This is a genomic window from Acidihalobacter aeolianus (assembly GCF_001753165.1).
Lineage (GTDB): Bacteria > Pseudomonadota > Gammaproteobacteria > DSM-5130 > Acidihalobacteraceae > Acidihalobacter > Acidihalobacter aeolianus.
Window position 1 is genome coordinate 929191 of the sequence record NZ_CP017448.1, and the last position, 21670, is coordinate 950860.

The window sequence follows — 21670 nt, forward strand, 5'->3', positions numbered from 1 at the left end:
TTTCCGTCTGCCAACAATAATGATGTCAGTTTTTATTCAAAAAACACAACCGTTGCAGCTTATTCATGTGGCGATACGAAATGTTAACGAACCATGTTGAAGGCTGCATGCGAAAATACGGATTCAGGTTTATGTCATAAACAATGATGGAAGCACAGAGGCAATGTCAGGAATCCACTGCAAGAACGAAGACCTGGAGCTTCAGCGAATATTGGAGAGTAATCCTGACCTAATACCTGGCGATCAGATAAATCCATCAGATCCACGACGATGGTTAGTTGTTAAACGTGAAATGCCGGTTCCTGATCCAAGTACAGGCGATAATAGATGGAGCATTGATTTATTTTTTGTGGATCAAGATGCTATGCCAACTTTTATTGAATGTAAAAGATATAACGATACTCGTGCTAAAAGGGAAGTTGTAGGTCAAATGCTCGAATATGCGGCAAATGGTCATTACTACTGGTCTAAGGATGAGATGCGTACGTATGCCGAGCAAGCTGCTGAGAAAAATGGTATATCCTTGGAGGAAGAAATCAAACGCCTGCAGCCTGATGAGCCTGAATCTGTTGATGGGTTCTTTCAGCATGTTCAGGATAACTTGAGAGGGGGTCAAGTTCGTTTGGTTTTCTTCATGGAGGAATCCCCTCCGGAACTAAAAAGTGTAGTAGATTTTCTTAATAAGCAAATGGAGCGGTCAGAGGTGCTTCTGGTAGAGGCTCGTCAATATGAACATAAAGGAACCAAAATAGTAACTCCCATCTTGTTTGGCTTTACTGAAGAAGCACGGCAGGTCAAGAAGACTGTGTCTGTAACTACAGGACAAAGAAGGAAATGGGACAAAGAATCTTTCTTTAACGATGCAAGGGAGCGCTTGATAGAAAAAGAAGTTTCAGCCATCAAGCAACTTTTTGACAAATCACAAGAACTAAAATGTGAGCTTTCGTGGGGCACAGGGAAAATCAGCGGATCTTTCTCCGCTAAATGGCCGCACTTAGGTACATACTCAGTTTATTCGGTATTTTCGGATGGCTCAATCGCGATCAATTATGGTAGTTTCAAAAACACGCCTGAGCAAAAAGAATTTATCGCGGTGCTAAAAAATGAATTAGTAAGTCATGTGGGCTTTTCTGCGCCTGATGACTATGAAAGGCGTTACCCAAATTACAAAATAAACGAATGGTCAGAAAAGGTTGATGGTTTACTCACGGTGTTAGATATAATAAATGAAAAGTTCCCTGCGCCAGAAAGCGTATAACAATCACATGCACTCGGACAGCAAAAAGCGCCGCTCCTTTGTCGCTCTACTTTTTACTGCCGGTGATGTGCGGCGTTAGCTGCTCAAGGAGATAGTCCATGGGACTTCATGTACACAATCTTGGGAATCTACCGAACACAGACGATGGAAGGGACTATTTCATCTACGTTCTCGATTATGGCTGGAAGGAACCATTAACGGATGCGCTCGTGGCAAACTTCACCAATATGGCCCGAATGGCATCACAAACAAGATCGGTAGTAGTGGCCGGAATCGAACCCATCCATTTTGCAAATGACGTTTTTTCATGGCACGGAATAAACGGTGAAGATGGTGAGCGCATTTTGCCCGCCATCCTAATTACAACACTCACGCCTTCGTATTTCAGAGAACACAACGAAGAGCATCAAAGGTCTGGTGAAATTAATGACAAGCTATTGTTGATCCCGCTTAAGGCTGCGTGTAAAACAACAGACGATGTGATCCAATTGATAAAGTCCATTTTCAACGACATTAAGGAAAAGAAGAAGCTATCTGGTTTTTCTATTGCCAAGACAATTAACAAAAATGGTTTGCGTCGGCTTGCAGACGCAGTAATTCTTGAGCCGAATATTTCGGGGGTGGGCATTGATCTTCGCAAGTTATTCCAGCCAGGCAGCTAACCAGCCCATCAAGCCGACGCTCACTTCGCTGCGCTTCGTTCGCGCGGCTTATGGGCGGCGTTGAACGTGAACGACCGCTGTTGGCTCTGGAGCTGACAGCGTGTCACGTACAAGCGACTGGCAGCTGGGGTCGTTTTCTGCCTGAGTAGCACGGCATTTCAGGTTCTGTTTTCAGAAACGTTCTAGCTTAATTCAAGCCAGTGCATTATCCGCCACGTGATAATGCGGGTCTTCGCTGATGTTGACCTCGACGAGATTCCCCGCCTTTTCGAGCAGTACCCGGCATTCCTGGCTCAGATGCCGCAGGCGCAGCGATTTTCCGGCGTCTGCGTAGCGGGTGGCCAGTGTGTCGATGGCCTCGATGGCGGAGTGGTCGGCCACTCTGGAGTGAGCGAAATCGACTACCACGTCCTTGGGATCGTTTTCGGGTTTGAACAGTTCTCCGAAGCGGTGCGTGGACGCGAAAAACAGAGGGCCGTGCACTTCGTAGATGCGGGTGCCGTCGGCTTCGTCGCGGGCTTGCACGTAGATGTGTTTCGCCTGTTTCCAGGCGAACGTCAGCGCGCTGGCGATGACGCCGACGACGACGGCAATCGCAAGGTCCGTGAAAATGGTGATGACCGTGACCAGCATGCCGACGAAAATATCCTCGCGCGGGATTTTGTTCAGCAGGTTGAAGCTGCCCCATTCGAAGGTCTGGATCACCACCATGAACATCAGGCCGACCAGCGCGGCCACCGGCACCAGATTGATCAGGCCGGAGGCGAACATGATGAACGCCAGCAGCGACAGCGCCGCGACGATGCCGGACAGGTTGCGCTGACCGCCGGAGGTGACGTTGATCATGGTCTGGCCGATCATGGCGCAGCCGCCCATGCCGCCGAAGAAGCCGTTCACCATGTTGGCGGCGCCCTGGCCGATGGACACGCGATTCCCCTGGCCGCGCGTGTTCGTCACCTCATCCACGACCGTCATCGTGAGCAGCGATTCGATCAGACCCACGCCGGCCAGGATGACCGCGTAGGGCAGGATGACCTTGAGCGAATCCAGCGTGATCGGCACGCTCGGGATGTGGAAGCTCGGGAACCCGCCGCGGATGTCGGCAATCGAGCTGACCAGCGGCGTGTGCAGCCCGGCCAGATGTACCAGCAGGGTCAGTGCAATGATCGCGGCAAGCCCTGCGGGAAAGGCGCGGGTGATCTTGGGCAAGACGTACATGATCGCCATGGTGAGTGCGGTCAGGCCGAGCATGACGAACATCGGTGTGCCCGACAGCCAGTGTGCGGTGCCATCGGCACCCTGCACCTTGAAGTGGTTCAGTTGGGCCAGAAAAATGACGATGGCCAAGCCGTTGACGAAACCGAGCATCACGGGTACCGGGACGATGCGAATATATTTTCCGAATTTCAATAAACCGAAAATAATTTGCAGCAGCCCAGCCACGATTATCGTGGCGAACAAATACTGCACGCCGTGCTTGGCCACCAGCGCGACCATCACCACGGCCATCGATCCGGTGGCGCCCGAAATCATTCCGGGGCGCCCGCCGACCAGCGAAGTCACCAGCCCCATCATGAAGGCGCCGTAGAGCCCGACCAGAGGATTGACGCCGGCCACGAACGCGAAGGCGACGGCTTCCGGCACCAGGGCGAAGGCGACGGTCAGGCCTGAAAGAATATCGTCCCTGGCCTTGGCCACATGGGCGTAATACAACTGGAACACGTGCAACTCCGGCGTGCAAAAGGGTGGGGATTCTACGCGATTCGGCCGGCGCGACAAGCGAGTGCCGCGGGCGTTGAAATGGCCGAATTTCACGGCGATGGATTTGTTCAGGCGATGAAACTAAGGGTTTCGTCGGCGTCTGTCCACTCTAGCCGGGGCTTGTCACATGCGGATTACGCTGCGCACCGACCCGATCCGAGAATCGATACGGCAGGTTCGAATCGAGGCTAAAATGCCAACCCTGCGTGCGGCGAGAACGCGGGCGCCGAGGGGGCGGCTGCATCTGTCGGCCGTTTGAAATGCCGCACGCTATATCCTCCATGACCGCATCGGAAAGGGCTATGAACGAACCGATCAAGATTCTCCTGCTCTCGCTGGCGATGGTCTCGACCGCCTTCGCGGGCTGCAATCCGGCCGAGCTCGGCAAGCGGGTGGGCGAGGGGGCATTCGTCGGCCAACCCGCGATCAAGAGCGGCCAGCCGCTGGGTTACCTGTGCACGCGGACCGTGGCCGTCGCGAGCGAGCGCTACCGCTTCGATGTCGTCGCCGGATCGTTCTACGAGAGCGAGATCAATTACTGCACGACGCATCCGGTGGGCAGCGTTGCACTCTACGAACCGGAGCCTGGCCGCTTCGTCGTGTATCTGCGGCACAGGAAGCTGCGTCTGCGTTCCTGCTACCCGGCGATGCGGGTCGCGCCGTCGCCTACCCGGTAGCCGAACACGCCGCGAATCTGAGTCTGCGGTCGCCTATCCGGCGTCGACGATGCGGCCTTCGCCGGGTTTGTCGCAGCCCCTCCGGAGCTGTCTCCCTGTGTCGCGTTTGCGACAAAGCCATTGACCCTTCCTGGGTTCGATCCCACATGCCCGAAGCATATCGTGTGTGGCTTCATATTAGTCTGAATCAAAAGGAAAAATCGTTTTCATGGCGAGTCTTCCCGGGGCAGCGTAGGCATGGCGGTGCACGCCTTCGGGCCGTGGCATGACGGTTGCAACATGGCCCGTGTGTCGCTCTCTGCGGCGTCTTTCAGGGGACTGCCAAGATGATGAAGCCGGAAGAACTCAAGGCCATGCTCGACGAGCCGGCCTGCAGCCACAACAAGAAGTCGAAGTCGGGGTGCTCCAAGCCCAAGCCGGGTGCCACCGCCGGCGGCTGCGCCTTCGACGGCGCGCAGATCGCGCTGCTGCCGATCGCCGACGTGGCACATATCGTCCACGGTCCCATCGCCTGCGCCGGCAATTCGTGGGACAACCGCGGCACGCGTTCCTCCGGGCCGACGCTCTACCGCCTGGGCATGACCACCGACCTGACCGAACAGGACGTGATCATGGGGCGCGGCGAGAAGCGGCTGTTCCATTCGATCAAGCAGGCGGTGGAGTCATACGATCCTGCTGCCGTGTTCGTGTACAACACCTGCGTCCCGGCGGTCGCCGGCGATGATGTCGGCGCGATCTGCAAGGATGCCGCCGCGCGCTGGGGCGTGCCGGTGGTACCGGTCGACGCGGCCGGGTTCTACGGCACCAAGAACATGGGCAATCGCCTGGCCGGCGATGCGATCTGCAAGCACGTCATCGGCACGCGCGAGCCCGATCCGGTGCCCGAGTCGCTACAGCGGCCGGGTATCCGTGTGCACGACATCAATCTGGTCGGCGAATACAACATCGCCGGCGAGTTCTGGCACGTGGCGCCGCTGCTCGACGAGCTGGGTCTGCGCATCCTCGGTTCCCTGTCCGGCGACTCGCGCTTCCGCGATATCCAGACCATGCATCGCGCCGAGGTGACCATGGTGGTGTGCTCGAAGGCGCTGCTCAACGTCGCGCGCTATCTCGAGGAGCAGCATTCGGTGCCGTGGTTCGAGGGCAGCTGGTACGGCGTGGACGATACCTCGAAGGCACTGCGCGATTTCGCGCGGGTGATCGGCGACGAGGATCTGATCGCGCGCACCGAGGCCGTGATCGCACGCGAGGAGGCGAAGACCGTCGCGGCGCTCGACCCCTGGCGCGAACACCTCGACGGCAAGCGTGTGCTGCTCTATACCGGCGGCGTGAAATCCTGGTCCGTGGTCTCTGCGCTCAAGGATCTGGGCATGGACGTGGTCGCCACCGGCACCAACAAGTCCACGGAAGAGGACAAGGAACGCATCCGCGAGATCATGGGCGAGAAGACCAAGATGATCGAGGACGGCAGCCCGGCCAACCTGATCGGCATCGTGCGCGAATACGGCGCCGACATCCTCATCGCCGGCGGACGCAACATGTACACGGCGCTCAAGGCCCGCGTGCCGTTTCTCGACATCAACCAGGAGCGCGAGTTCGCCTACGCGGGATACGACGGCATGGTGGAACTGGCCCGTCAGCTCGCGCTGACCATCGAATCCCCGGTGTGGGAGTCCGTGCGCCGCGCCGCGCCGTGGCATCCGGCCGAGCCGCTCGCGGAGGCGGTCAATGGCTGAGATCATCAAGCGCAAGAAGGCGATGTCGGTCAGCCCGCTGAAATCCAGCCAGCCGATCGGCGCCAGCCTCGCATTTCTCGGGATCAACCAAGCGATGCCGCTGATGCACGGCTCGCAGGGCTGCACGGCCTTCGCCAAGGTGTTCTTCGTGCGCCACTTCCGCGAGCCGATTCCGCTGCAGACCACGGCGATGGATCAGGTCAGCACCGTGCTCGGTGCCGACGAGAGCATCGTCGAGGCGCTCGACACGATCTGCAAGAAAAGCGCCCCCGCGATGATCGGGCTGTGCACCACCGGCCTTTCGGAAACCCAGGGTGCCGACATCCGGCGCATGGTCAAGGTGTTCCGCGAGCGCCATCCGGAGCACGCCGGAACGGCGGTGGTCGCGGTGCCCACGCCGGATTTCACCGGCTGCATGGAGTCCGGATATGCGGCCGCCGTGCACGCGATGATAGAGCAGCTGGTGCCGGACGTGCACGAGGTGGGGCCGGAGCGCGGCGAAGGGGCGACCCAGGTCAACGTGCTGCCCGGCTCGCTGCTCACGCCGGGCGACGTCGAGACTCTCAAGCTGCTGATCGAATCCTTCGGCCTGCAGCCGGTGATGATTCCGGATCTGTCCGGTTCGCTCGACGGCCACCTGGGCGACTCTCCGTTCAGCGCGGTCACCACCGGCGGGCTCGACGTGTCCGCCTTCCGCGGGTTGAGCCGCGCGGCGGCGACGATCGTCGTGGGCGGCTCCATGAACAAGGCCGCCGACCTGCTGCGCGAGCGCACCGGGGTGCAGGATTTCCGCTTCGAGACCCTGATGGGGCTGGAGCCGGTCGATCGTCTGGTGGCCAAGCTGGCGCAAATCTCCGGACGCTCTGTGCCGGACATCCTGGAGCGTCAGCGCCGCCAGCTGCAGGACGCGATGCTCGATACCCACTTCATGCTGGGTCTGCGTCGCATCGCGATTGCCGCCGATCCCGACCATCTGCTGGCGCTGACTGCGCTGCTCAACGGCATGGGCGCCGAGGTCGTGGCGGCCGTCGCACCGATGCGCACGCAGCGGCTGACGGAGGCCCAGTCGCCGGCAGTGGTACAGATCGGCGATCTGGAGGATCTGGAGCGCATGGCGCGCGAAGCGGGCGCCGAGGTGCTGGTCGGCAACTCGCATCTGGCCGAGTCCGCTCTTCGTCTGAACCTGCCGCTGCTGCGCGCCGGGTTCCCTCAATACGACCATCTGGGCGGCTACCAGCGCACCTGGATCGGCTATCAGGGCACCCGGCAGATTCTGTTCGATCTGGCGAACCTGCTGCTGGCCGAGCACGGCCACCACGAGATTCGCCCTTACCGGTCCATCTACGCCCAGCCGGGCGACGCGGAGATCGCGCATGGTGCTGCAACGCCGACTCAGACTTGTACACCCGTCCACTGAAAGGAAGACAGGCATGAACGGCAAGCGTTACCGCATCGCCTTCGCCACCTCCGACATGGCTACGGTCAACCAGCACTTCGGTTCGGCCGGGGCGTTCGCGATCTACGAGATCGAGGACGGCCAGGCCAGTCTCGCCGAGGCCCTGGAGTTCGGCAGCCTGGCGCAGGACGGCAACGAGGACAAGCTGGACGACAAGCTGTGCGCGCTGACCGGCTGCGACGCGGTCTACTGCCTGGCGGTCGGCGGCTCGGCGCTCAAGCGCCTGATTGGCGTGGGCGTGGGCGCGGTCAAGGTCGACAAGGGCACCTCCATCGCCCAGCAACTGGTGCGTATCCGCGAGTCGCTGCGCGATGGCGAGACGCCCTGGCCGACGGTGCCCGCGGTCAAGCAGCGCGACAACGATCCCACCCGTTTCGAACAGATGGACGCGGAAGGTTGGGATGAATGAAACACCCTCACGGCACGCGCGCTGCGGCGACGCGTGCATTCAAGAGCCAGCAGTGGAGTCGAAGTCATGAGTGAAACAGCCGCATTGCAAGCAGATACCGAGGTCCTGGAGACCGATTTCATCAAGGAAATGGTGCGCCAGATCCGTGCCCTGGACAGCTATGGCACCTGCGACGACTGGCCGGCCGAGCGCCTGCTGGCACCGCTGGTTCTGACCCCCGAGCGCAAGCGCGAGATTCCGGTGGTGGGCGATCCGGACGAGGTCACGGTGTCGCGCGTGGTGGCCTTCTACAACGCCATCGCGGTGTCGATCGAGAAGGAATGCGGGTTGATGGCCGTGCCGATGGTGCATCTGTCGCACGAGGGCTTCGGCCGCGCGCTGATCACTGTGGGCAAGCTTGTGGTCCTCGACCGCCCGCTGCGCGACGTGCACCGCTTCGGTTTTGCCAGCCTGAGCAAGCTCAAGGACGAGGGCGACAAGTATCTGTCCGTGGCCCTGGAGATCGTGGGCAAGTACTCGGAAGTGGCCGGACTCTGAGAGGAGGGATGAAGGATGGATGCCGAGGAGCTCAAACGCCTCGAAAAGGATGTGAAGAAGTGCAAGCGCATCGCCACCGAGTGGGCCTCGCAGCTGCACGACCTGGTGGAGGACCGCCTGCCGGCCGGCTATGAGGAGCTGCCCGGCATAGCCGATTCCACCTATGCGGCCTGCATCGCGTGGCGTGATGCAGTGGCGCGGCTGGAAGCGGCGCAGGCGACCGAGGAGGAAACCCCATGAGCCTGGTACACGGCACCACGCGCGGCGGCGAAGCCTGGACGCCGCAGTTCATCCAGACGTTGGACCAGAAGAAATGCATCGGTTGCGGCCGCTGCTTCAAGGTCTGCCCGCGCAACGTATTCACCCTGGTGGAACGCGGCGGCGATGAAGACGACGATTACGACGATGATGATCGCGCCATGGTGATGGCGATCGAGGACCGTCTCGACTGTATCGGCTGCGGAGCCTGCGCGCGGGTCTGCCCCAAGAACTGCCACAGCCATGCGGCGGTGGACGAGGGTGAGATCGGCGCCGCGCTGGCGGAGGTATGAATGCAGCGGAAGCGCCGTGCGACGGGGTTTCGCCCGAGGCTGACGAAAATTCGCTGAGCGACAAGGTGCGTCTAGTGGTCTGCCACAAGCAGTCCACCAGTGCGCGCCTGCGCTTTTTGCGTCTGCCCTGGGGCGCGACCCTGTTTTCGCCTCTGCCGGAGGGAGCTACCTTGAGCGAAGCGGAGGATGCGCCGCTGCGAGCCCATCCCGCCGCCTGTGCGCAGGCGGCAGCTAGCTGGCTGGATCTGCCGGCGGCATCGCTGTGCACGGAAACCGACTTCTGCCGTCTGGTGCAACTGCCCGATGGCGGCACGCTCGAGATGCTGCTGCTGCGGGTGACGGAGGTCGATCCGCCTTTCGCCGCGGCCGAGCGGCGCGAGGCACGTTTCGTCGACCTGCTCGATGCGCGCGACCTGCGGCCGATCGAACTCGATTTGCTGCGCGAGAGCTACGCCTATCTGCTGGGGGGATGACGCCTTCGGGGATTGTCGCAAATCCGACAAAGTCGGCGTGAGTCGGGAAACCTCACTCGGCCTGTTTTTTTAACTAATTGAATTTTAAGGATGTTATCCGGCTTCGGTCGGCGGCATCCGATTTGCAGAGCTGTCGTTGCAGCCAACGCCTACCTATGGAGAGAAAGTCATGGCCTACAAGATCATCGAGTCACAATGCACGGTTTGCGGCATGTGCGAACCGGTTTGTCCCAACGAAGCCATCTACGAGAAACGCGGGATGTTCTACATCAACCCGGATCTGTGCACGGAGTGCGACGGTTTCTTCGAAACCGCACAGTGCGCGGACGTCTGCCCCGTTTCCAATACCTGCGTTCCGGCCTGAGAAGCAGCGGCGGGACTGGGTGCAACACCCTTAGTCCCGCCGGCCACCGCGCGGTCGGCGCGCCTGCGGGCAGTCGACCGCGACCACCGGTCTTGCGGGCGCGTCCAGACGCACCGCGCTCAGCTTCCCGCCCCACACGCAGCCGGTGTCGAGTGCGACCACGCCGTCTTCGTCCACCAGGCCTAGCGTTGACCAGTGTCCGCAGACGATACGCTCGCCTGCGCTGAGCCGTCCGGGCGCCCTGAACCAGGGCACCAGCCCGGCAGGCGCGTTGGCGGGAGTCTCCTTGCAGTCATGGTCCAGACGGCCCGCGGCGTCGACGTAGCGCATCCGGGTGAAGGCGTTGAGGCAGAAGCGCAGCCGTTCGGCCCCGCGCAGTGCGTCCCTCCACAGGTCTGGCTGATCCCCGTACATCTCGGCGAACAGTGCGGCGGGCGTTTCGCGTAGAGCGCGTTCGACCTCAGCGGCGCAGGTTCGGGCGAGCGCCAGGTCCCACTGTGGCGGCAGGCCGGCGTGAACCATGCTCCAGCCGAGCGCGGCATCGTGGTGGAGCAGGGGACGCCGGCGCAGCCAGTCGAGCAGTTCGCCCGCGTCGGGTGCATCCAGGATTTCCTGCAGCGTGTCGCCGCTGCGCAATCCCTGTCCGGTCTCGGCCACCGCCAGCAGATGCAGGTCGTGGTTGCCGAGCACGCTGACCGCGGTCTCGCCCAGGCCATGCACGAAGCGCAGGGTGGCGAGCGATTGCGGTCCCCGATTCACCAGATCGCCCACCAGCCAGAGCCGGTCGGCGGTCGGGTCGAAGGCGATCTGCTCCAGCAGGCGTTGCAGCGGATCGAGGCAACCTTGCAGGTCGCCTACGGCGTAGACGGCCACTTGGCTAGGGCCTGGCCACGCGATTGCGCGGCTGCTGGCGCGCGGCCCTCCGGGTTGAGGCTGAAAGGCCGTCACTCCGCGTTGATCGTCGTCTATTTGGCATTACCAAACTGCACTCCTCGCGCCCTGATTGGCGGCTTTCAGTCACAACAGCATCTTGCTCGATCGCGTGGCCAGGCCCTAGACCCGCTCCAGGGTGATTTCGCGGAACCAGCCGGAAGCGGCCACGGGCGTGTCGTCCAGCAGCCGCAGTTCGGGTACGGCGGCGAGCACGTCCTCGAACACCACGTCGGTGCGCGTCGCCAGGCGGCGCAGCAGCGGATTGATCAGGCGGCGCAGCGGCGCGGTCTGGCCGGGGCGCAGAAACTTGTCCAGCACGAGCAGCCGCGCGCCGGGGCGCGCGATGCGCGCGGCCTCGCGCAGGCAGGCGCTCGGATCGGGCACCACGGCCAGGATCAGATGCAGGACCACGGCATCGAAGCCGGCGTCGGGTAGATCGAGTTGCTGCACGTCGCCGGTCCGCAGGGTCACGTCGAGACCGAGCGAGGCGGCACGGCGGCGTGCGCGGTCGAGCATGGCCGGGGTGAGGTCGATGCCGAGATAGCGATTGCCGGGCGGCAGGTGTGGGAAGTCGAGGCCGGTGCCGACGCCGAGCAGGGCGACGTCGCGCTCGCCCTGGGTGCCGAGTCGGGCCAGGCTATGCGCGCGCCAGGCATGCGTCCCCGCGAGGATGCCGTCGTAGATCGGTGCCCAGAGGGTGTAGGCGCCGCGCAGCGACATGCGCGTCAGTGCAGGGTGCGCGGGGCGGCGAGGACGAAGGGCTTGATCTCGGCGTCGAAGCGCGTGCCGTCGTCAGCGATCATCTGATAGCTGCCGCGCATGCTGCCGACGGCGGTGGGCAGTTGTGTGCCGCTGGTGTAACGGAAGGCCTCGCCGGGGCGCAGATAGGGATGCTCGCCGACGACGCCGGGGCCGCGGACTTCCTGCACGGTGCCGTCGGCGTCGGTGATCAGCCAGTGCCGCGTTAGCAGGCGCGCGGGATGGGCGCCACGGTTGAGAATGGTGATGGTGTAGGCGAACACGAACCGGTTGCCGGCGGGGTCGGATTCGCCTGCCAGGTATTCGGTTTCGACGTCGACATCGATGGAGTAGTCGGGGGGCGTAGTCATGCGCGCATTATACCTGTTCCAATGTATCCGCGAGCCGCCGTGCACATTCCAGGGCGCCGGTCAGGCCGGCCGCCTGGTCGAGCACTATGCGCAGCGGCATGGCCTCGAGCAGGGCGCGCATCGGCGGGCGATCGGTGAACGCGGTGATCACGTCGGGCTCACGCAGGCGTGCGAGGATCTTGGGCGCGATGCCGCCGGCGAGATAGACGCCGGCGAAGGGGAGTACCGCGAGTGCGAGGTCGGCGGCCTGCCCGGCATAGATGCGCACGAACAGTCCCAGCGCCTCTGCAGCCAGCGGGTCGTCGCCGGTCAGACCCAGTTGCGAGATCGCGGCGGGCGGATCGGCGGCGCCGCGGATCGCAGCCGGCTCCTGCCCCGCCTCTTGGCAGACGAATTCGTAGATGCGTTGCAGACCGATACCGGAGAGCAGGTGCTCACGCGTGCAGTGTCCTTCGCGTTCGCGCACGATGCTGGCGAGGCGGGATTGCTGTTCGTCGGCCGGCGAGAAGTTGGCGTGCCCGGCCTCGGCCGCGAGCAGGCGGGGTGCGCCGCCCGGTACCGGGCAGAGGGTGCACACACCGAGTCCCGTGCCGGCGCCGAGGACGAGGCTGGGCGCGGTCGGATCGGGCTGTCCGGCCTGTAGCGTGGTCAGCGCGGCGGGTGGCAGCGCGCCGATACTGTAGCCGACACCAGCAAAATCGTTGATCAGGCGGATGCGCGGAATTTCGAGCGCGCGTTCGAGCTGATGGCTGTCGAGTTGCCAGGGCAGGTTGGTCAGGCGTGCGCGCTGGCCGCCGCCGGAGTCCTGCACGGGGCCGGCGAGGGCGAAGCAGGCCGCCGCCATGCTGTGCGGCCCATCCGGTGCGCGGGCGAGAAAGTCGCGCACGATGGGCGCGAGATCGGCGTGCTCGGCGCTGGGGTAGCGCGCCTCGTGGAGCGTGGCCATGTGGCGATCCGGGCCGGTTTCGCTGAGCCGGAGCAGCGTCTTGGTGCCGCCGATGTCGCCTGCCAGCAGCTTCATGCGCTGCCCCTGGCCGCGGCGTCGAGGTACCACTCGGTGTGCGGATTGGAGACGCGTTCCGCGGGCAGCGGAGACTCGCCGGCGGCCGGGCCGCGCAGCAGTCGCGTGAGAATCTCGCTCTTGCCGGCGCCTTCGGCGACGAAGATCAGCTGGCGTGCGTGCGCCAGTGCGGGCAGGGTCAGCGAGATGCGCCAGGCGCCGAGGCGCGGCACGTAGGCCGCGGCCACCGGCGTGTCCTGCACGTCGAGAATGCCTGTGCCAGGGAACAGCGAGGCGGTGTGCCCGTCCGGTCCCAGCCCGAGCAGCACCACGTCGAGGATCGGCCAGCCGGCACGCAGCGGCAGGTGCGCACTCATTGTGTCGGCGTAGTCGGCCGCGGCTGCCTCGGGCTCGAAGCGCGCGTGCGGGATGATCGGGTGCACCTGCTCGGGCGGGATGGCGACATGTTCCAGCAGGGTCTCGCGCGCCATGCGGTAGTTGCTGTCGGGATGGTCCGGTGGCACGCAGCGTTCGTCGCCGAACCAGATTTCCCAGCGGTCCCAGTCTGCGGAATCCAGGGCCGCCAGGCGTTCGTATAGTCGCCGCGGGGTGTTGCCGCCGGCGAGGGCGAGATGAAAGCGCCCGCGCGCGGCGATGGCCGCGTCGGCCAGATGCAGCAGGTGTTCCGTCACCGTGACGTAAAGTTGTTCCGCGTCGGGCAGAACATGGCAGTCGCCGTTGGATTTCATGCTTCGGCCTTGATGTGTTCGAGCCGCTCCTCGATGGTGGCGAGCAGGTGGTGGAAGGCGTCGGCGAAGGCGGCTACGCCGTCGCGTTCCAGGCGGTCGGTGGCCGCTTCCAAATCGATGCCGAGCTCGCCCAGGCTCGCGATGTCGGCACGTGCGGCTTCGACGTCGCCCGGTAGTGCGGCAGGCGGCACCTCGCCGCGTTTCAGAAATGCTTCGTAGGTGGCAGGCGGCAGCGTGTTTACCGTCTGCGCGCCGATCAGTCCGTCCACATAGAGCAGCGGCGGGTAGTCCGGGTTCTTGGTGCTGGTGCTGGCCCACAGCAGGCGCTGCGGGTTGGCCCCGGCCGCGGCCAGCGCCTGCCAGCGCGGGCTGGCGACGATGTCCATGAAGTGGGCATAGGCGAGCTGCGCGTTGGCGATGGCGCAGCGTCCGAGCAGGCTGTTTGCGGCCGGGTCGGAGAGGGCAGCGAGTTCGCCGTCGAGCAGGGTATCCACCCGACTGATGAAGAAGCTCGCGACCGAGCTGATGCCGTCGAGCGGCAGGCCCTCGGCAAGCCGCGCCTCCAGGCCGTCGAGATAGGCCTCGACCACGTCGACGTAGCGCTGCACGGAAAACAGCAGGGTGACGTTCACGCTGATGCCAGCCTCGGTGAGATGCCGGATCGCCTGTAGTCCCGCACGGGTGGCCGGTACCTTGATCATCAGATTGGCGCGGTTGACCCGGGCATGCAGTGCCTGCGCCTCGTTGACCGTGGCATCGGTGTCGTCGGCGATATCGGGGGAGACCTCCAGGCTGACGAAACCGTCGTGTCGGGCGTTGTCGCGGTAGACCTCGGCGAAATGGTCGGCGGCGTCGCAGATGTCGTCCACCGCCAGGCTGAAGAAAAGTTCCTGCGGCGTTTGCTCCGGGTCGCGGCGGTATTCCGCGAGCAAGGCATCGTCGTAGATATGGCCCGCGGAAATGGCCTTGTCGAAGATGGACGGGTTAGAGGTCATGCCGCGCAGACCCTCGCGCGTGACCATGCGGTGCAGGTCCCCGGAGGTCATCAGGTCGCGGCTGATGTAGTCAAGCCAGATGCTCTGCCCGCGCTCAGTGGCGAGGGTATGCAGGGGGGTGGGATTCGGCATGCTGCGAGTCTCCCTTTTGGTGGTGGCTGCAAGTCTAGCAGTCCCTTGGGTGTATCCGGTCGATACATGGCCGACCGGGCCGGGTCAGCGTTTGCCGGCCCTTAGTATTTCTAGGGATTATGACCCGTGGCGGCGGCCGGAGTTCGCGCCGCGTCGGCAAGACGCACGAATTCGGCGACCGCGAGCGTTTCGGCACGGCGCACGGGGTCGATGCCCGCCTGCGCGAAGCTTTCCTCGTTGGCCAGTCCGCGCAGCGCACGGCCCAGGGTCTTGCGGCGCTGGGCAAAGGCCTGCGCGACGATGCGCGCGAACAGCGCCTCGTCGGCAGCGGGATGCGGCAGCTCTGGCCAGGGGGTGAGCCGCACGAGTGCGGAGTCGACCTTCGGTGGCGGGGTGAAGGCCCCGGGACCGACCTCGAACAGCGCTTCGGCGCGGCAGCGGTATTGCACCATCACCGACAGCCGGCCGTAGGATTTGCTGTCCGGGGCCGCTGCCAGCCGCTGCACGACCTCGAGCTGCAGCAGGAAGGTCATGTCGCGAATGTGCGGGGCGGCTTCGAGCAGGTGGAAAATCAGCGGGGTCGAGATGTTGTAGGGCAGGTTGCCGACCACGCGAAGACCCTGCGGCGGGGCGAGTGCGGCGAAGTCGAAGCGCAGGGCGTCCGCTTCATGAACCTGCAGCCGGTCGCCGAAGCGTGTGCGCAGGCGCGGCACCAGGTCGCGGTCGAGTTCGACCACGTCGAGCCGCGGGATACGCGCCAGCAGGGCGGTGGTCAGCGCTCCTTGGCCGGGGCCGATCTCCACCAGCGCCTCCTCCGCACGCGGGCCGATCGCATCGGCGATGCGCGCGATGACACGGGCGTCGTGCAGGAAGTGCTGACCGAAGCGCTTGCGCGGGACGTGACTCACGGCCCGGCGTTCCGCCTGCGGAGTTCGAGCGCGAGTTCGATGGCAGCGGCCAGGCTGCCGGTTTCCGCGCGTCCGCTGCAGGCCAGATCGAGGGCGGTGCCGTGATCGACCGAGGTGCGCACGATGGGCAGGCCCAGAGTGATGTTCACGGCCCGGCCGAAGCCGGCGTACTTGAGTACCGGCAGGCCCTGGTCGTGGTACATCACGAGTACCGCATCGGCGTGTTCCAGATGGCGTGGGGTGAACAGGGTGTCGGCGGGCAAGGGGCCGACGAGCCGCATGCCCCTGCTGCGCAGCGCTTCCAGGGTCGGGGCGATGGTCTCAATTTCCTCGCGCCCCAGGTGCCCGCCTTCGCCGGCGTGGGGGTTGAGACCGCAGACCAGGATGCGCGGATGAGCGATGCCGAAGCGCACGCGCAGGTCGGCGTCGAGGATGTGCAGCACGCGGTTCAGGCGTTCGGCGGTGATCGCAGCGCTGATCTGGGCAAGCGGCAGATGGGTGGTGACGAGCGCGACGCGCAGGCTTCCGGCGGCCAGCAGCATCACCGGGTGTGCGCCGCCGCAGCGTTCGGCGAGGAATTCGGTGTGCCCGCTGAACGGCACGCCGGCATCGTTGATCACGCCCTTGTGCACGGGGCCTGTGACCAGGGCGGCGAACTCGCCGCGCAGACAGCCGTCGGTCGCCACGCGCAGGGTGTCGAGCACGTATTCGGCGTTGGCGGTGTCGAGCCGTCCTGGCGTTTCAGTTCGGCGCAGGGGCACCGGCAGCACGCGCAGCGCGCCCTGGCGTGCGGGTGGGAGCGGCGCGTCGGGGTCGACTGACTGGATGTCGAGCGCAATGCCGAGCCGTTCGGCTCGGCGTGTCAGCAGCCCGGGATCGGCGACCGCGACCCACTCGTCCGCGGGTCGCTCGCACGCGAGCTGGACGACGATGTCGGGACCGATGCCAGCCGGTTCCCCGGGCGTGATCGCGATTGGCGCGGCGTTCACGTGCGTCAGGAAGCGGCCGCGCCCGGGGTTTTGTCCGCAGCCGCGCCGGGCAGGCGGATGTCGACGTAGGCCTCGTCGCGCAGACGGCGCAGCCAGATGTTCAGCGCTTCGGCGCGCTTGCGCTGGAACAGGATATTTCGCGCCTGCGCGCGCACCATCTGTTCGCTGTTGTCCACCTCACGCTTGCCCATGACCTGAATCAGATGCCAGCCGAAGGGCGAGTGAAAGGGTTGACTAAGCTGGCCCACCTTGAGCGTTACCATGACCTTGGTGAACTCGGGCACGAGTTGCGCCGGGTTGAGCCAGCCGAGATCGCCGCCGTCGGCCGCGCTGCCAGGGTCCATGGAGTTGGCCTGAGCGAGCTTGGCGAAGCTGGCGCCGTTCTTGATTTCATGGCGCAGGCGCTCGAGCTTGGCTTTGGCCGCCGCACTGCTCAGGGTGGCGTTGGGGGTTAGCAGGATCTGGCGGACCTTGTACTCGGTGACCTTCTCCTGCTTGCCGCCGCGTGTGCCCAGCAGCTTGACGAGATGGTAGCCGCTCGGGCTGCGGATTGGTCGGCTGACTTCACCCACGCGCAGGACGTTGACCGTGTGCACGAAATAGGTCGGCATCTGATCGGCGGTCATCCAGCCGAGGTCGCCGCCCTTGAGGGCGTTCTGACCCGCCGAATCGGCGATCGCCAGCTTGCTGAAAGGCGTTCCGCTCTCGGCCTGCTTGCGGATCGTCTCCGCCTTGTTCAGCGCATGCTCGACCTGCTTGGGGTCGGCCGCACCGGGGATTGGGATCAGGATCTGAGCCAGATGGTAGTCGACGCCGGGGTCGATCTGGTTGGCATGCTGCGCCAGGAAGTCGCGCACCTCCTGGTGGGTGATGTGTACCCGGTCGTTGACCTCGCGCTGCTCCAGCTTCTGGATGGTGAGTCGGTCGCGGATGCTGGCAACGAACTGCGGCCACGGCTGGCCGCTGGCGACCACGCGCTCGTGCAATTGCTTGAGTGTCAGGTTGTTGTTGCCTGCGATCGTGTTCAGGGTGTCGTTCAGGGTCATGTCATCGATATGGATACCCATTCGCTTGGCCGTTTCCAGCTGCAGCTTGTCGATGATCATGCGGTTGAGAACCTGATGTTCCAAGGTCTCCCGGCCGGGCAGCGAGTTGCCTGCCGCTTGTAGCTGCTGGCTGACCTCCGCGGTTTTCAGATCCAATTGGCGCTGGGTGATGACGCCGTCGTTGACCACCGCGACGATGCGGTCGATGAGTTGAGGCGTTGTGGCGCTATCGGCAGCCTGCACGACCGGCGCGGCGATCAGCGCGAAGGCGGTGGCGAGGGTGAACAGTGCGGCGAAAAGGCGGGGAAATGCTTCAGGCAAGCGGTACATAGTCAGGAATGGTCCGTTGTAGATAAGTGCCGATCGGGGAGCCGAGATTACCCAGCCCCTTGAGGACGAGTTCGAAGGAAATGCCCTCATTGTAACTGCCGTTGAGGGTGGTGAGGTAGCGCTGGGCGAGCAGACGGAACGCCCAGCAGCAGCTGTCGTACTGCAAACCGGCGAATGTTTGCAGCATCTGCCGGGTCTGCGGGGAGTAGCTCCAGCTGCCGGCCAACTGCCAGTGCCGACTCAGCGGCCAGGCCAGAGACAGACTGACCTGATCGTACTGGCCACGGTAATACTGATAGCCGACGTTGACCAGTTGGTTCTGCGTCAGGCGGTATTGCGCGACCAGGCTGCCGGTATCGACCTGATGCGTAGTCGGGTTCAGATTGATGCCGGCGGTGGTCCACCAGTGGCGGGCGATGGCGACGTTGAGCTGGCTGACGTAGTCCGAGCGCTTGGCGGTGTCCAGCGTCTGCCCGGGCAGAGCCACCTGTTGAGGCTGGAAGTAGAAGATCTGTCCGAGGCTGGCGCTCATCAGCTGCCGGCCGGTGTCGGTGTCGACAAAGCGCGTGGTGACGGCTGCGGTGAGCTGGTCGGCATTGCTCACGCGGTCGGCACCGACAAAACGGTTGTCTGCGAACAACTGGCTGAAGGTCAGCGGGAAGACGGTGGTGTCGAAGACCGGCAGCGCCTGCTGGTCGCGGTAGGGCACATAGAGATAGAACAGGCGGGGTTCGAGGATCTGCAGGGTGCGCGCGCCGGCGTTGCGTTCGAAGTACAACCCGCTGTCGAGGCTCGCAATCGGCAGGCTGCGACTCGGTGTGGTGGGTTCACCGGGAACCTGGTTCTGCAGCTGGTAGGCGGTATAACGGTAGGCCAGCTTGGGGGTGAGGAACCAGGCCGGCCCGCTCAGCGGCAGGCGCAGGCTGGGCATGACGTCCAGGCGGTTGCCGATGACGCTGTTCTGGCGCGTGAAGCGCGCCCACTGGGTCTGCACGCTGAACTGCAGACGGTCCGGCGCGTAGGGCAGATGGGCGTCGAGATTGACCTGCGGCAGGATGGCATAGGGTTCAGCGGATGCAGGTAGCGACGGGTCCAGAACCTGATAGCGTTGCGCGAAGGCCGACAACGACCAGTCCTCGCCACCATAGCTCGCGCCGGCGCCCTGGCCGAGGAACGTGGTATCGACATTCTGCAGGGTGGTGCCGAAGTCGTTGAAATAATTGGGATCCGACACGCGGTTGTAGTCGATGTAGGTCGACACCCGCGGCACGGGATTGGCCTGCTGGCGGAACGAGAACAGGTAGCGGGCACCGCCGAACTGGCGGTCGTAGGGGATGTAATCGGTATTGAGCTCGCTGTGACTGTGCGGGCTCAGATAGCGTAGCTGGGTGCCGAGGCCGAAGCCGCGAGTCGAAAAGAGCTCGGGGATGAAGGTCGCATCCGCCTGCGGGGCGATGTTCCAGTAAATTGGCTGGCGGAACTGGAATCCGGCGTTGGTGGTCTGGCCGATCATCGGCGGCAGCAGACCGGACTTGCGCCGGTTGCTGAGCGGGAAACTCAGGTAGGGCGTGTAGAGAATGGGCACGCCCTTGAAGCGGATCAGCACGTTGCGCGCGGTGCCCTCGTCGTCGGCCTGGTCGAGGTGCACCTCGCTGGCGGACAGCTGCCAGGCGCGGCGGCCGATCGGGCAGGTGCTGTAGGTCGCCTGCCTGAGGGCGGTCTGGTCGGGGCCCTGGCGGTCGATACGCGCGGCCTGGCCGTGCGCATGCGCCGGGAACAGGCGGTATTTTGCCAGGTCGAGGGTGCCGGTCTGCCTGGCGAGGTCGTACTGACCGCTGGCGCCGGTGAGGCGCATGTCCGGCGTTTCAAGGGTCAAGGGTCCCGGCGAGACCGCAAGCTGCGTGGCGTTGTCGAAATCCATGGCCTCGGAGAGCAGGGTCTGGTCGCCACGGGTCAGCTGGACGTGGCCCTCGAGGCGCGACACGCCGCGCGGGTCGAGGAAGGCGCGGTCGGCGAGGACGTGGATCAGCTTGTCGCCGTAACGGGGCACCGCCGGCGGCGTTTCAATCGGGCAGAGATCCCACTCGCCCGGGGGCGGCACGTCCGCGGCCACCGCGGCGCGCGCCAGCAGCACCCCCACGCACCCCGCGGCTAGAAGCCTCAGCCGCACCGGAGCGCTGCGGCGTGTCCGTGACGCCGGGACCGCATCGCGCTAGCGGGCCGGCTGCTGGGACAGCTTGGCGTCGATATCGGCGATGATGGCGGCGAAGATGGTGTCGACGTCGCCGACGCCAGCGATGCGCCGCAGGCGGTTGTCGCGTGCGTAGTATTCGATCAGCGGCGTGGTCTGGGCCTCGTACACCCCGAGCCGCTTGTCGATGGTTTCCTCATTGTCGTCGGCGCGGTGCGCCAGCTCGCCGCCGCACAGGTCGCACACGCCGCTGCGACGCGGCGGCGAGGTGAAGCTGTTGAACACCGCGCCGCAGCTCTTGCAAGTCAGCCGGCCCAGCAGGCGTTGCTTGAGGGTCGGTATGTCGACGTCGATGAGCAGGGCGAGGTCGAGCGGCAGGTCGGCGTCGGCCAGCATTTCGTCCAGGGCCACCGCCTGGGTCTGGTTGCGCGGGAAGCCGTCGAGGATGTAGCCCTGGGCCGCATCCGGCCGCGCCAGGCGCTCGCGGATCATGCCCAGCACGACGCTGTCGGGCACCAGTTGGCCGGCATCCATGTAGCCCTTGGCCTCGTGTCCCAGCTTGCTGCCGTCGCGTACGGCGGCGCGCAGCAGGTCGCCGGTCGAAACCTGCGGGATGTTGTAGCGCTCGACCAGCCTCTGGCCCTGCGTGCCCTTGCCGGATCCGGGAGCCCCCAGGAGTACGATCCTCATGTCGCGCCTCTGCCGTTTCAATCGTGGATGGTGGGCGCAACTTATACCGGCTGGCCGCAGGGCGCGCAAGCAAGCGGCGGGGAGTATAATGCGCCGAGTCGTGGGGAGCGGCTGCGGCGGGCGCCACGGACGCCGCTTTGGCCAATCCCCGTCATTCGTCACCCCTTGCCTTGAGGACAATCATGAATCTCGCCAAGCTGCCGGCCGGAGAGGCCTTGCCCGACGACTTCAACGTGGTCATCGAAATCCCCGCGCTCGCGCCGCCGGTCAAATACGAACTCGACAAGGACAGCGGCGCGCTGATGGTCGACCGCTTCATGGGCACGTCGATGGTCTATCCGTGCAATTACGGTTTCGTGCCGCACACCCTGTCCGAGGACGGCGACCCGGTGGACGTGCTCGTGGTCACGCCGATTCCGCTGTACGCGGGCAGCGTGATCCGCTGCCGACCTGTGGGCATGCTGCAGATGACCGACGAGAAGGGCCCGGATGCGAAGATCATCGCGGTACCGGTGAACAAGCTCTATCCCGGCTACGCGCACGTCAAGTCACCCGAGGACCTGCCCGAATTCCTGCTCGGCCAGATCCGGCACTTCTTTGAACAGTACAAGGCCCTAGAGGCCGGCAAGTGGGTCAAGGTGGACGGCATCGAGGGTATCGATGCGGCACGCGCCGAGATTCTCGCCAGCGCCGCGCGCGCCCAGGGCTGAGGCG

The 21670-nt window shown here is 64.2% G+C and carries 24 protein-coding genes; 12 read left to right on the forward strand and 12 right to left on the reverse strand.

What is annotated here, in order from left to right; all coding sequences use genetic code 11:
* The first annotated feature begins 163 nt into the window (after positions 1-163).
* Both BJI67_RS17270 and BJI67_RS04255 read left to right on the forward strand, forming a co-directional pair.
* A complete protein-coding gene (locus BJI67_RS17270) occupies positions 164-1258 on the forward strand; it encodes a PDDEXK family nuclease (protein WP_156782020.1) in 1095 nt (364 codons plus the stop codon).
* 98 nt (positions 1259-1356) lie between these two features.
* Positions 1357-1920 (forward strand): hypothetical protein, encoded by a 564-nt coding sequence (locus BJI67_RS04255; RefSeq protein ID WP_070071976.1) that lies wholly within the window; start codon positions 1357-1359, stop codon positions 1918-1920.
* Between the two features lie 192 nt (positions 1921-2112).
* Here BJI67_RS04255 and BJI67_RS04260 read toward each other — a convergent pair whose 3' ends face one another.
* Entirely contained in the window at positions 2113-3642 is a 1530-nt protein-coding gene (locus tag BJI67_RS04260; RefSeq protein ID WP_070071977.1) for a SulP family inorganic anion transporter, read from the reverse strand.
* Positions 3643-3983: 341 nt separating this feature from the next.
* On the opposite strand from BJI67_RS04260, the gene BJI67_RS04265 reads away from it, so the two are divergent.
* The 9 genes from BJI67_RS04265 to BJI67_RS04305 all read left to right on the forward strand — a co-directional run bounded on the left by BJI67_RS04265 (position 3984) and on the right by BJI67_RS04305 (position 9884).
* Positions 3984-4358, forward strand: a complete 375-nt coding sequence (locus tag BJI67_RS04265) for a hypothetical protein (RefSeq protein ID WP_070071978.1) — start codon at positions 3984-3986, stop codon at positions 4356-4358.
* A 326-nt stretch (positions 4359-4684) separates the two neighbouring features.
* Positions 4685-6094, forward strand: a complete 1410-nt coding sequence (gene nifE, locus BJI67_RS04270) for a nitrogenase iron-molybdenum cofactor biosynthesis protein NifE (RefSeq protein WP_407922805.1) — start codon at positions 4685-4687, stop codon at positions 6092-6094.
* Complete coding sequence (nifN, locus tag BJI67_RS04275) at positions 6087-7511, forward strand: nitrogenase iron-molybdenum cofactor biosynthesis protein NifN (RefSeq protein ID WP_070071979.1); 1425 nt, start codon at positions 6087-6089, stop codon at positions 7509-7511. Before nifE ends, nifN begins: the two co-directional genes overlap by 8 nt.
* 13 nt (positions 7512-7524) lie before the next feature.
* Positions 7525-7959, forward strand: a complete 435-nt coding sequence (locus BJI67_RS04280) for a NifB/NifX family molybdenum-iron cluster-binding protein (protein WP_156782021.1) — start codon at positions 7525-7527, stop codon at positions 7957-7959.
* A 66-nt stretch (positions 7960-8025) separates the two neighbouring features.
* Positions 8026-8496, forward strand: coding sequence for a NifX-associated nitrogen fixation protein (locus tag BJI67_RS04285; RefSeq protein WP_070071981.1), 471 nt, complete (start codon positions 8026-8028; stop codon positions 8494-8496).
* A gap of 15 nt (positions 8497-8511) precedes the next feature.
* Entirely contained in the window at positions 8512-8736 is a 225-nt protein-coding gene (locus BJI67_RS04290; RefSeq protein ID WP_070071982.1) for a CCE_0567 family metalloprotein, read from the forward strand.
* Positions 8733-9047, forward strand: coding sequence for a ferredoxin III, nif-specific (gene fdxB, locus BJI67_RS04295; RefSeq protein WP_070071983.1), 315 nt, complete (start codon positions 8733-8735; stop codon positions 9045-9047). Before BJI67_RS04290 ends, fdxB begins: the two co-directional genes overlap by 4 nt.
* Positions 9044-9520 (forward strand): hypothetical protein, encoded by a 477-nt coding sequence (locus BJI67_RS04300; RefSeq protein ID WP_083250626.1) that lies wholly within the window; start codon positions 9044-9046, stop codon positions 9518-9520. The genes fdxB and BJI67_RS04300 overlap by 4 nt, the downstream gene beginning before the upstream one ends.
* Positions 9521-9689: 169 nt before the next feature.
* Positions 9690-9884, forward strand: a complete 195-nt coding sequence (locus tag BJI67_RS04305; RefSeq protein ID WP_070071984.1) for a 4Fe-4S binding protein — start codon at positions 9690-9692, stop codon at positions 9882-9884.
* A 30-nt stretch (positions 9885-9914) separates the two neighbouring features.
* On the opposite strand, the gene BJI67_RS04310 is transcribed toward BJI67_RS04305, so the two are convergent.
* The 11 genes from BJI67_RS04310 to BJI67_RS04360 form a co-directional block, all read right to left on the reverse strand.
* Positions 9915-10757: a symmetrical bis(5'-nucleosyl)-tetraphosphatase gene (locus BJI67_RS04310; protein WP_070071985.1), complete on the reverse strand. Its 843-nt coding sequence runs from the start codon at positions 10755-10757 to the stop codon at positions 9915-9917.
* Between the two features lie 180 nt (positions 10758-10937).
* Complete coding sequence (locus BJI67_RS04315; RefSeq protein ID WP_070071986.1) at positions 10938-11537, reverse strand: class I SAM-dependent methyltransferase; 600 nt, start codon at positions 11535-11537, stop codon at positions 10938-10940.
* A 5-nt stretch (positions 11538-11542) separates the two neighbouring features.
* The gene (apaG, locus tag BJI67_RS04320) at positions 11543-11926 is read right to left on the reverse strand and encodes a Co2+/Mg2+ efflux protein ApaG (protein ID WP_070071987.1); all 384 of its coding nucleotides are present in this window, start codon (positions 11924-11926) and stop codon (positions 11543-11545) included.
* Positions 11927-11933: 7 nt separating this feature from the next.
* Positions 11934-12947, reverse strand: coding sequence for a glucokinase (glk, locus tag BJI67_RS04325; RefSeq protein WP_070071988.1), 1014 nt, complete (start codon positions 12945-12947; stop codon positions 11934-11936).
* Positions 12944-13675, reverse strand: a complete 732-nt coding sequence (gene pgl, locus BJI67_RS04330; RefSeq protein ID WP_070071989.1) for a 6-phosphogluconolactonase — start codon at positions 13673-13675, stop codon at positions 12944-12946. The genes glk and pgl overlap by 4 nt, the downstream gene beginning before the upstream one ends.
* Entirely contained in the window at positions 13672-14802 is a 1131-nt protein-coding gene (tal, locus tag BJI67_RS04335; RefSeq protein WP_070071990.1) for a transaldolase, read from the reverse strand. The genes pgl and tal overlap by 4 nt, the downstream gene beginning before the upstream one ends.
* A gap of 110 nt (positions 14803-14912) precedes the next feature.
* On the reverse strand, positions 14913-15710 hold the full coding sequence (gene rsmA / locus BJI67_RS04340) for a 16S rRNA (adenine(1518)-N(6)/adenine(1519)-N(6))-dimethyltransferase RsmA (protein WP_070071991.1): 798 nt from the start codon (positions 15708-15710) through the stop codon (positions 14913-14915).
* Positions 15707-16699, reverse strand: coding sequence for a 4-hydroxythreonine-4-phosphate dehydrogenase PdxA (gene pdxA, locus BJI67_RS04345; RefSeq protein WP_070071992.1), 993 nt, complete (start codon positions 16697-16699; stop codon positions 15707-15709). The genes rsmA and pdxA overlap by 4 nt, the downstream gene beginning before the upstream one ends.
* Before the next feature lie 5 nt (positions 16700-16704).
* Positions 16705-18075 carry a peptidylprolyl isomerase gene (locus BJI67_RS04350; protein WP_070071993.1) on the reverse strand — a complete coding sequence of 457 codons (1371 nt, stop codon included), beginning with the start codon at positions 18073-18075 and terminating at the stop codon, positions 16705-16707.
* Positions 18059-20245 (reverse strand): LPS-assembly protein LptD, encoded by a 2187-nt coding sequence (locus BJI67_RS04355; protein WP_070071994.1) that lies wholly within the window; start codon positions 20243-20245, stop codon positions 18059-18061. The genes BJI67_RS04350 and BJI67_RS04355 overlap by 17 nt, the downstream gene beginning before the upstream one ends.
* Positions 20246-20287: 42 nt before the next feature.
* Positions 20288-20956 carry an adenylate kinase gene (locus BJI67_RS04360; protein WP_070071995.1) on the reverse strand — a complete coding sequence of 223 codons (669 nt, stop codon included), beginning with the start codon at positions 20954-20956 and terminating at the stop codon, positions 20288-20290.
* A gap of 182 nt (positions 20957-21138) precedes the next feature.
* Here BJI67_RS04360 and ppa point away from each other — a divergent pair, with 182 nt between their 5' ends.
* Positions 21139-21666: an inorganic diphosphatase gene (ppa, locus tag BJI67_RS04365; protein WP_070071996.1), complete on the forward strand. Its 528-nt coding sequence runs from the start codon at positions 21139-21141 to the stop codon at positions 21664-21666.
* Positions 21667-21670 lie beyond the last annotated feature (4 nt).

Coding starts and splice junctions, on each gene's coding strand:
- BJI67_RS17270 (WP_156782020.1), top strand. CDS start 164: ATGTCAGGAATCCACTGCAAGAACGAAGACCTGGAGCTTCAGCGAATA.
- BJI67_RS04255 (WP_070071976.1), top strand. CDS start 1,357: ATGGGACTTCATGTACACAATCTTGGGAATCTACCGAACACAGACGAT.
- BJI67_RS04265 (WP_070071978.1), top strand. CDS start 3,984: ATGAACGAACCGATCAAGATTCTCCTGCTCTCGCTGGCGATGGTCTCG.
- nifE (WP_407922805.1), top strand. CDS start 4,685: ATGATGAAGCCGGAAGAACTCAAGGCCATGCTCGACGAGCCGGCCTGC.
- nifN (WP_070071979.1), top strand. CDS start 6,087: ATGGCTGAGATCATCAAGCGCAAGAAGGCGATGTCGGTCAGCCCGCTG.
- BJI67_RS04280 (WP_156782021.1), top strand. CDS start 7,525: ATGAACGGCAAGCGTTACCGCATCGCCTTCGCCACCTCCGACATGGCT.
- BJI67_RS04285 (WP_070071981.1), top strand. CDS start 8,026: ATGAGTGAAACAGCCGCATTGCAAGCAGATACCGAGGTCCTGGAGACC.
- BJI67_RS04290 (WP_070071982.1), top strand. CDS start 8,512: ATGGATGCCGAGGAGCTCAAACGCCTCGAAAAGGATGTGAAGAAGTGC.
- fdxB (WP_070071983.1), top strand. CDS start 8,733: ATGAGCCTGGTACACGGCACCACGCGCGGCGGCGAAGCCTGGACGCCG.
- BJI67_RS04300 (WP_083250626.1), top strand. CDS start 9,044: ATGAATGCAGCGGAAGCGCCGTGCGACGGGGTTTCGCCCGAGGCTGAC.
- BJI67_RS04305 (WP_070071984.1), top strand. CDS start 9,690: ATGGCCTACAAGATCATCGAGTCACAATGCACGGTTTGCGGCATGTGC.
- BJI67_RS04315 (WP_070071986.1), bottom strand. CDS start 11,537: ATGTCGCTGCGCGGCGCCTACACCCTCTGGGCACCGATCTACGACGGC.
- apaG (WP_070071987.1), bottom strand. CDS start 11,926: ATGACTACGCCCCCCGACTACTCCATCGATGTCGACGTCGAAACCGAA.
- glk (WP_070071988.1), bottom strand. CDS start 12,947: ATGAAGCTGCTGGCAGGCGACATCGGCGGCACCAAGACGCTGCTCCGG.
- pgl (WP_070071989.1), bottom strand. CDS start 13,675: ATGAAATCCAACGGCGACTGCCATGTTCTGCCCGACGCGGAACAACTT.
- tal (WP_070071990.1), bottom strand. CDS start 14,802: ATGCCGAATCCCACCCCCCTGCATACCCTCGCCACTGAGCGCGGGCAG.
- BJI67_RS04350 (WP_070071993.1), bottom strand. CDS start 18,075: ATGTACCGCTTGCCTGAAGCATTTCCCCGCCTTTTCGCCGCACTGTTC.
- BJI67_RS04360 (WP_070071995.1), bottom strand. CDS start 20,956: ATGAGGATCGTACTCCTGGGGGCTCCCGGATCCGGCAAGGGCACGCAG.
- ppa (WP_070071996.1), top strand. CDS start 21,139: ATGAATCTCGCCAAGCTGCCGGCCGGAGAGGCCTTGCCCGACGACTTC.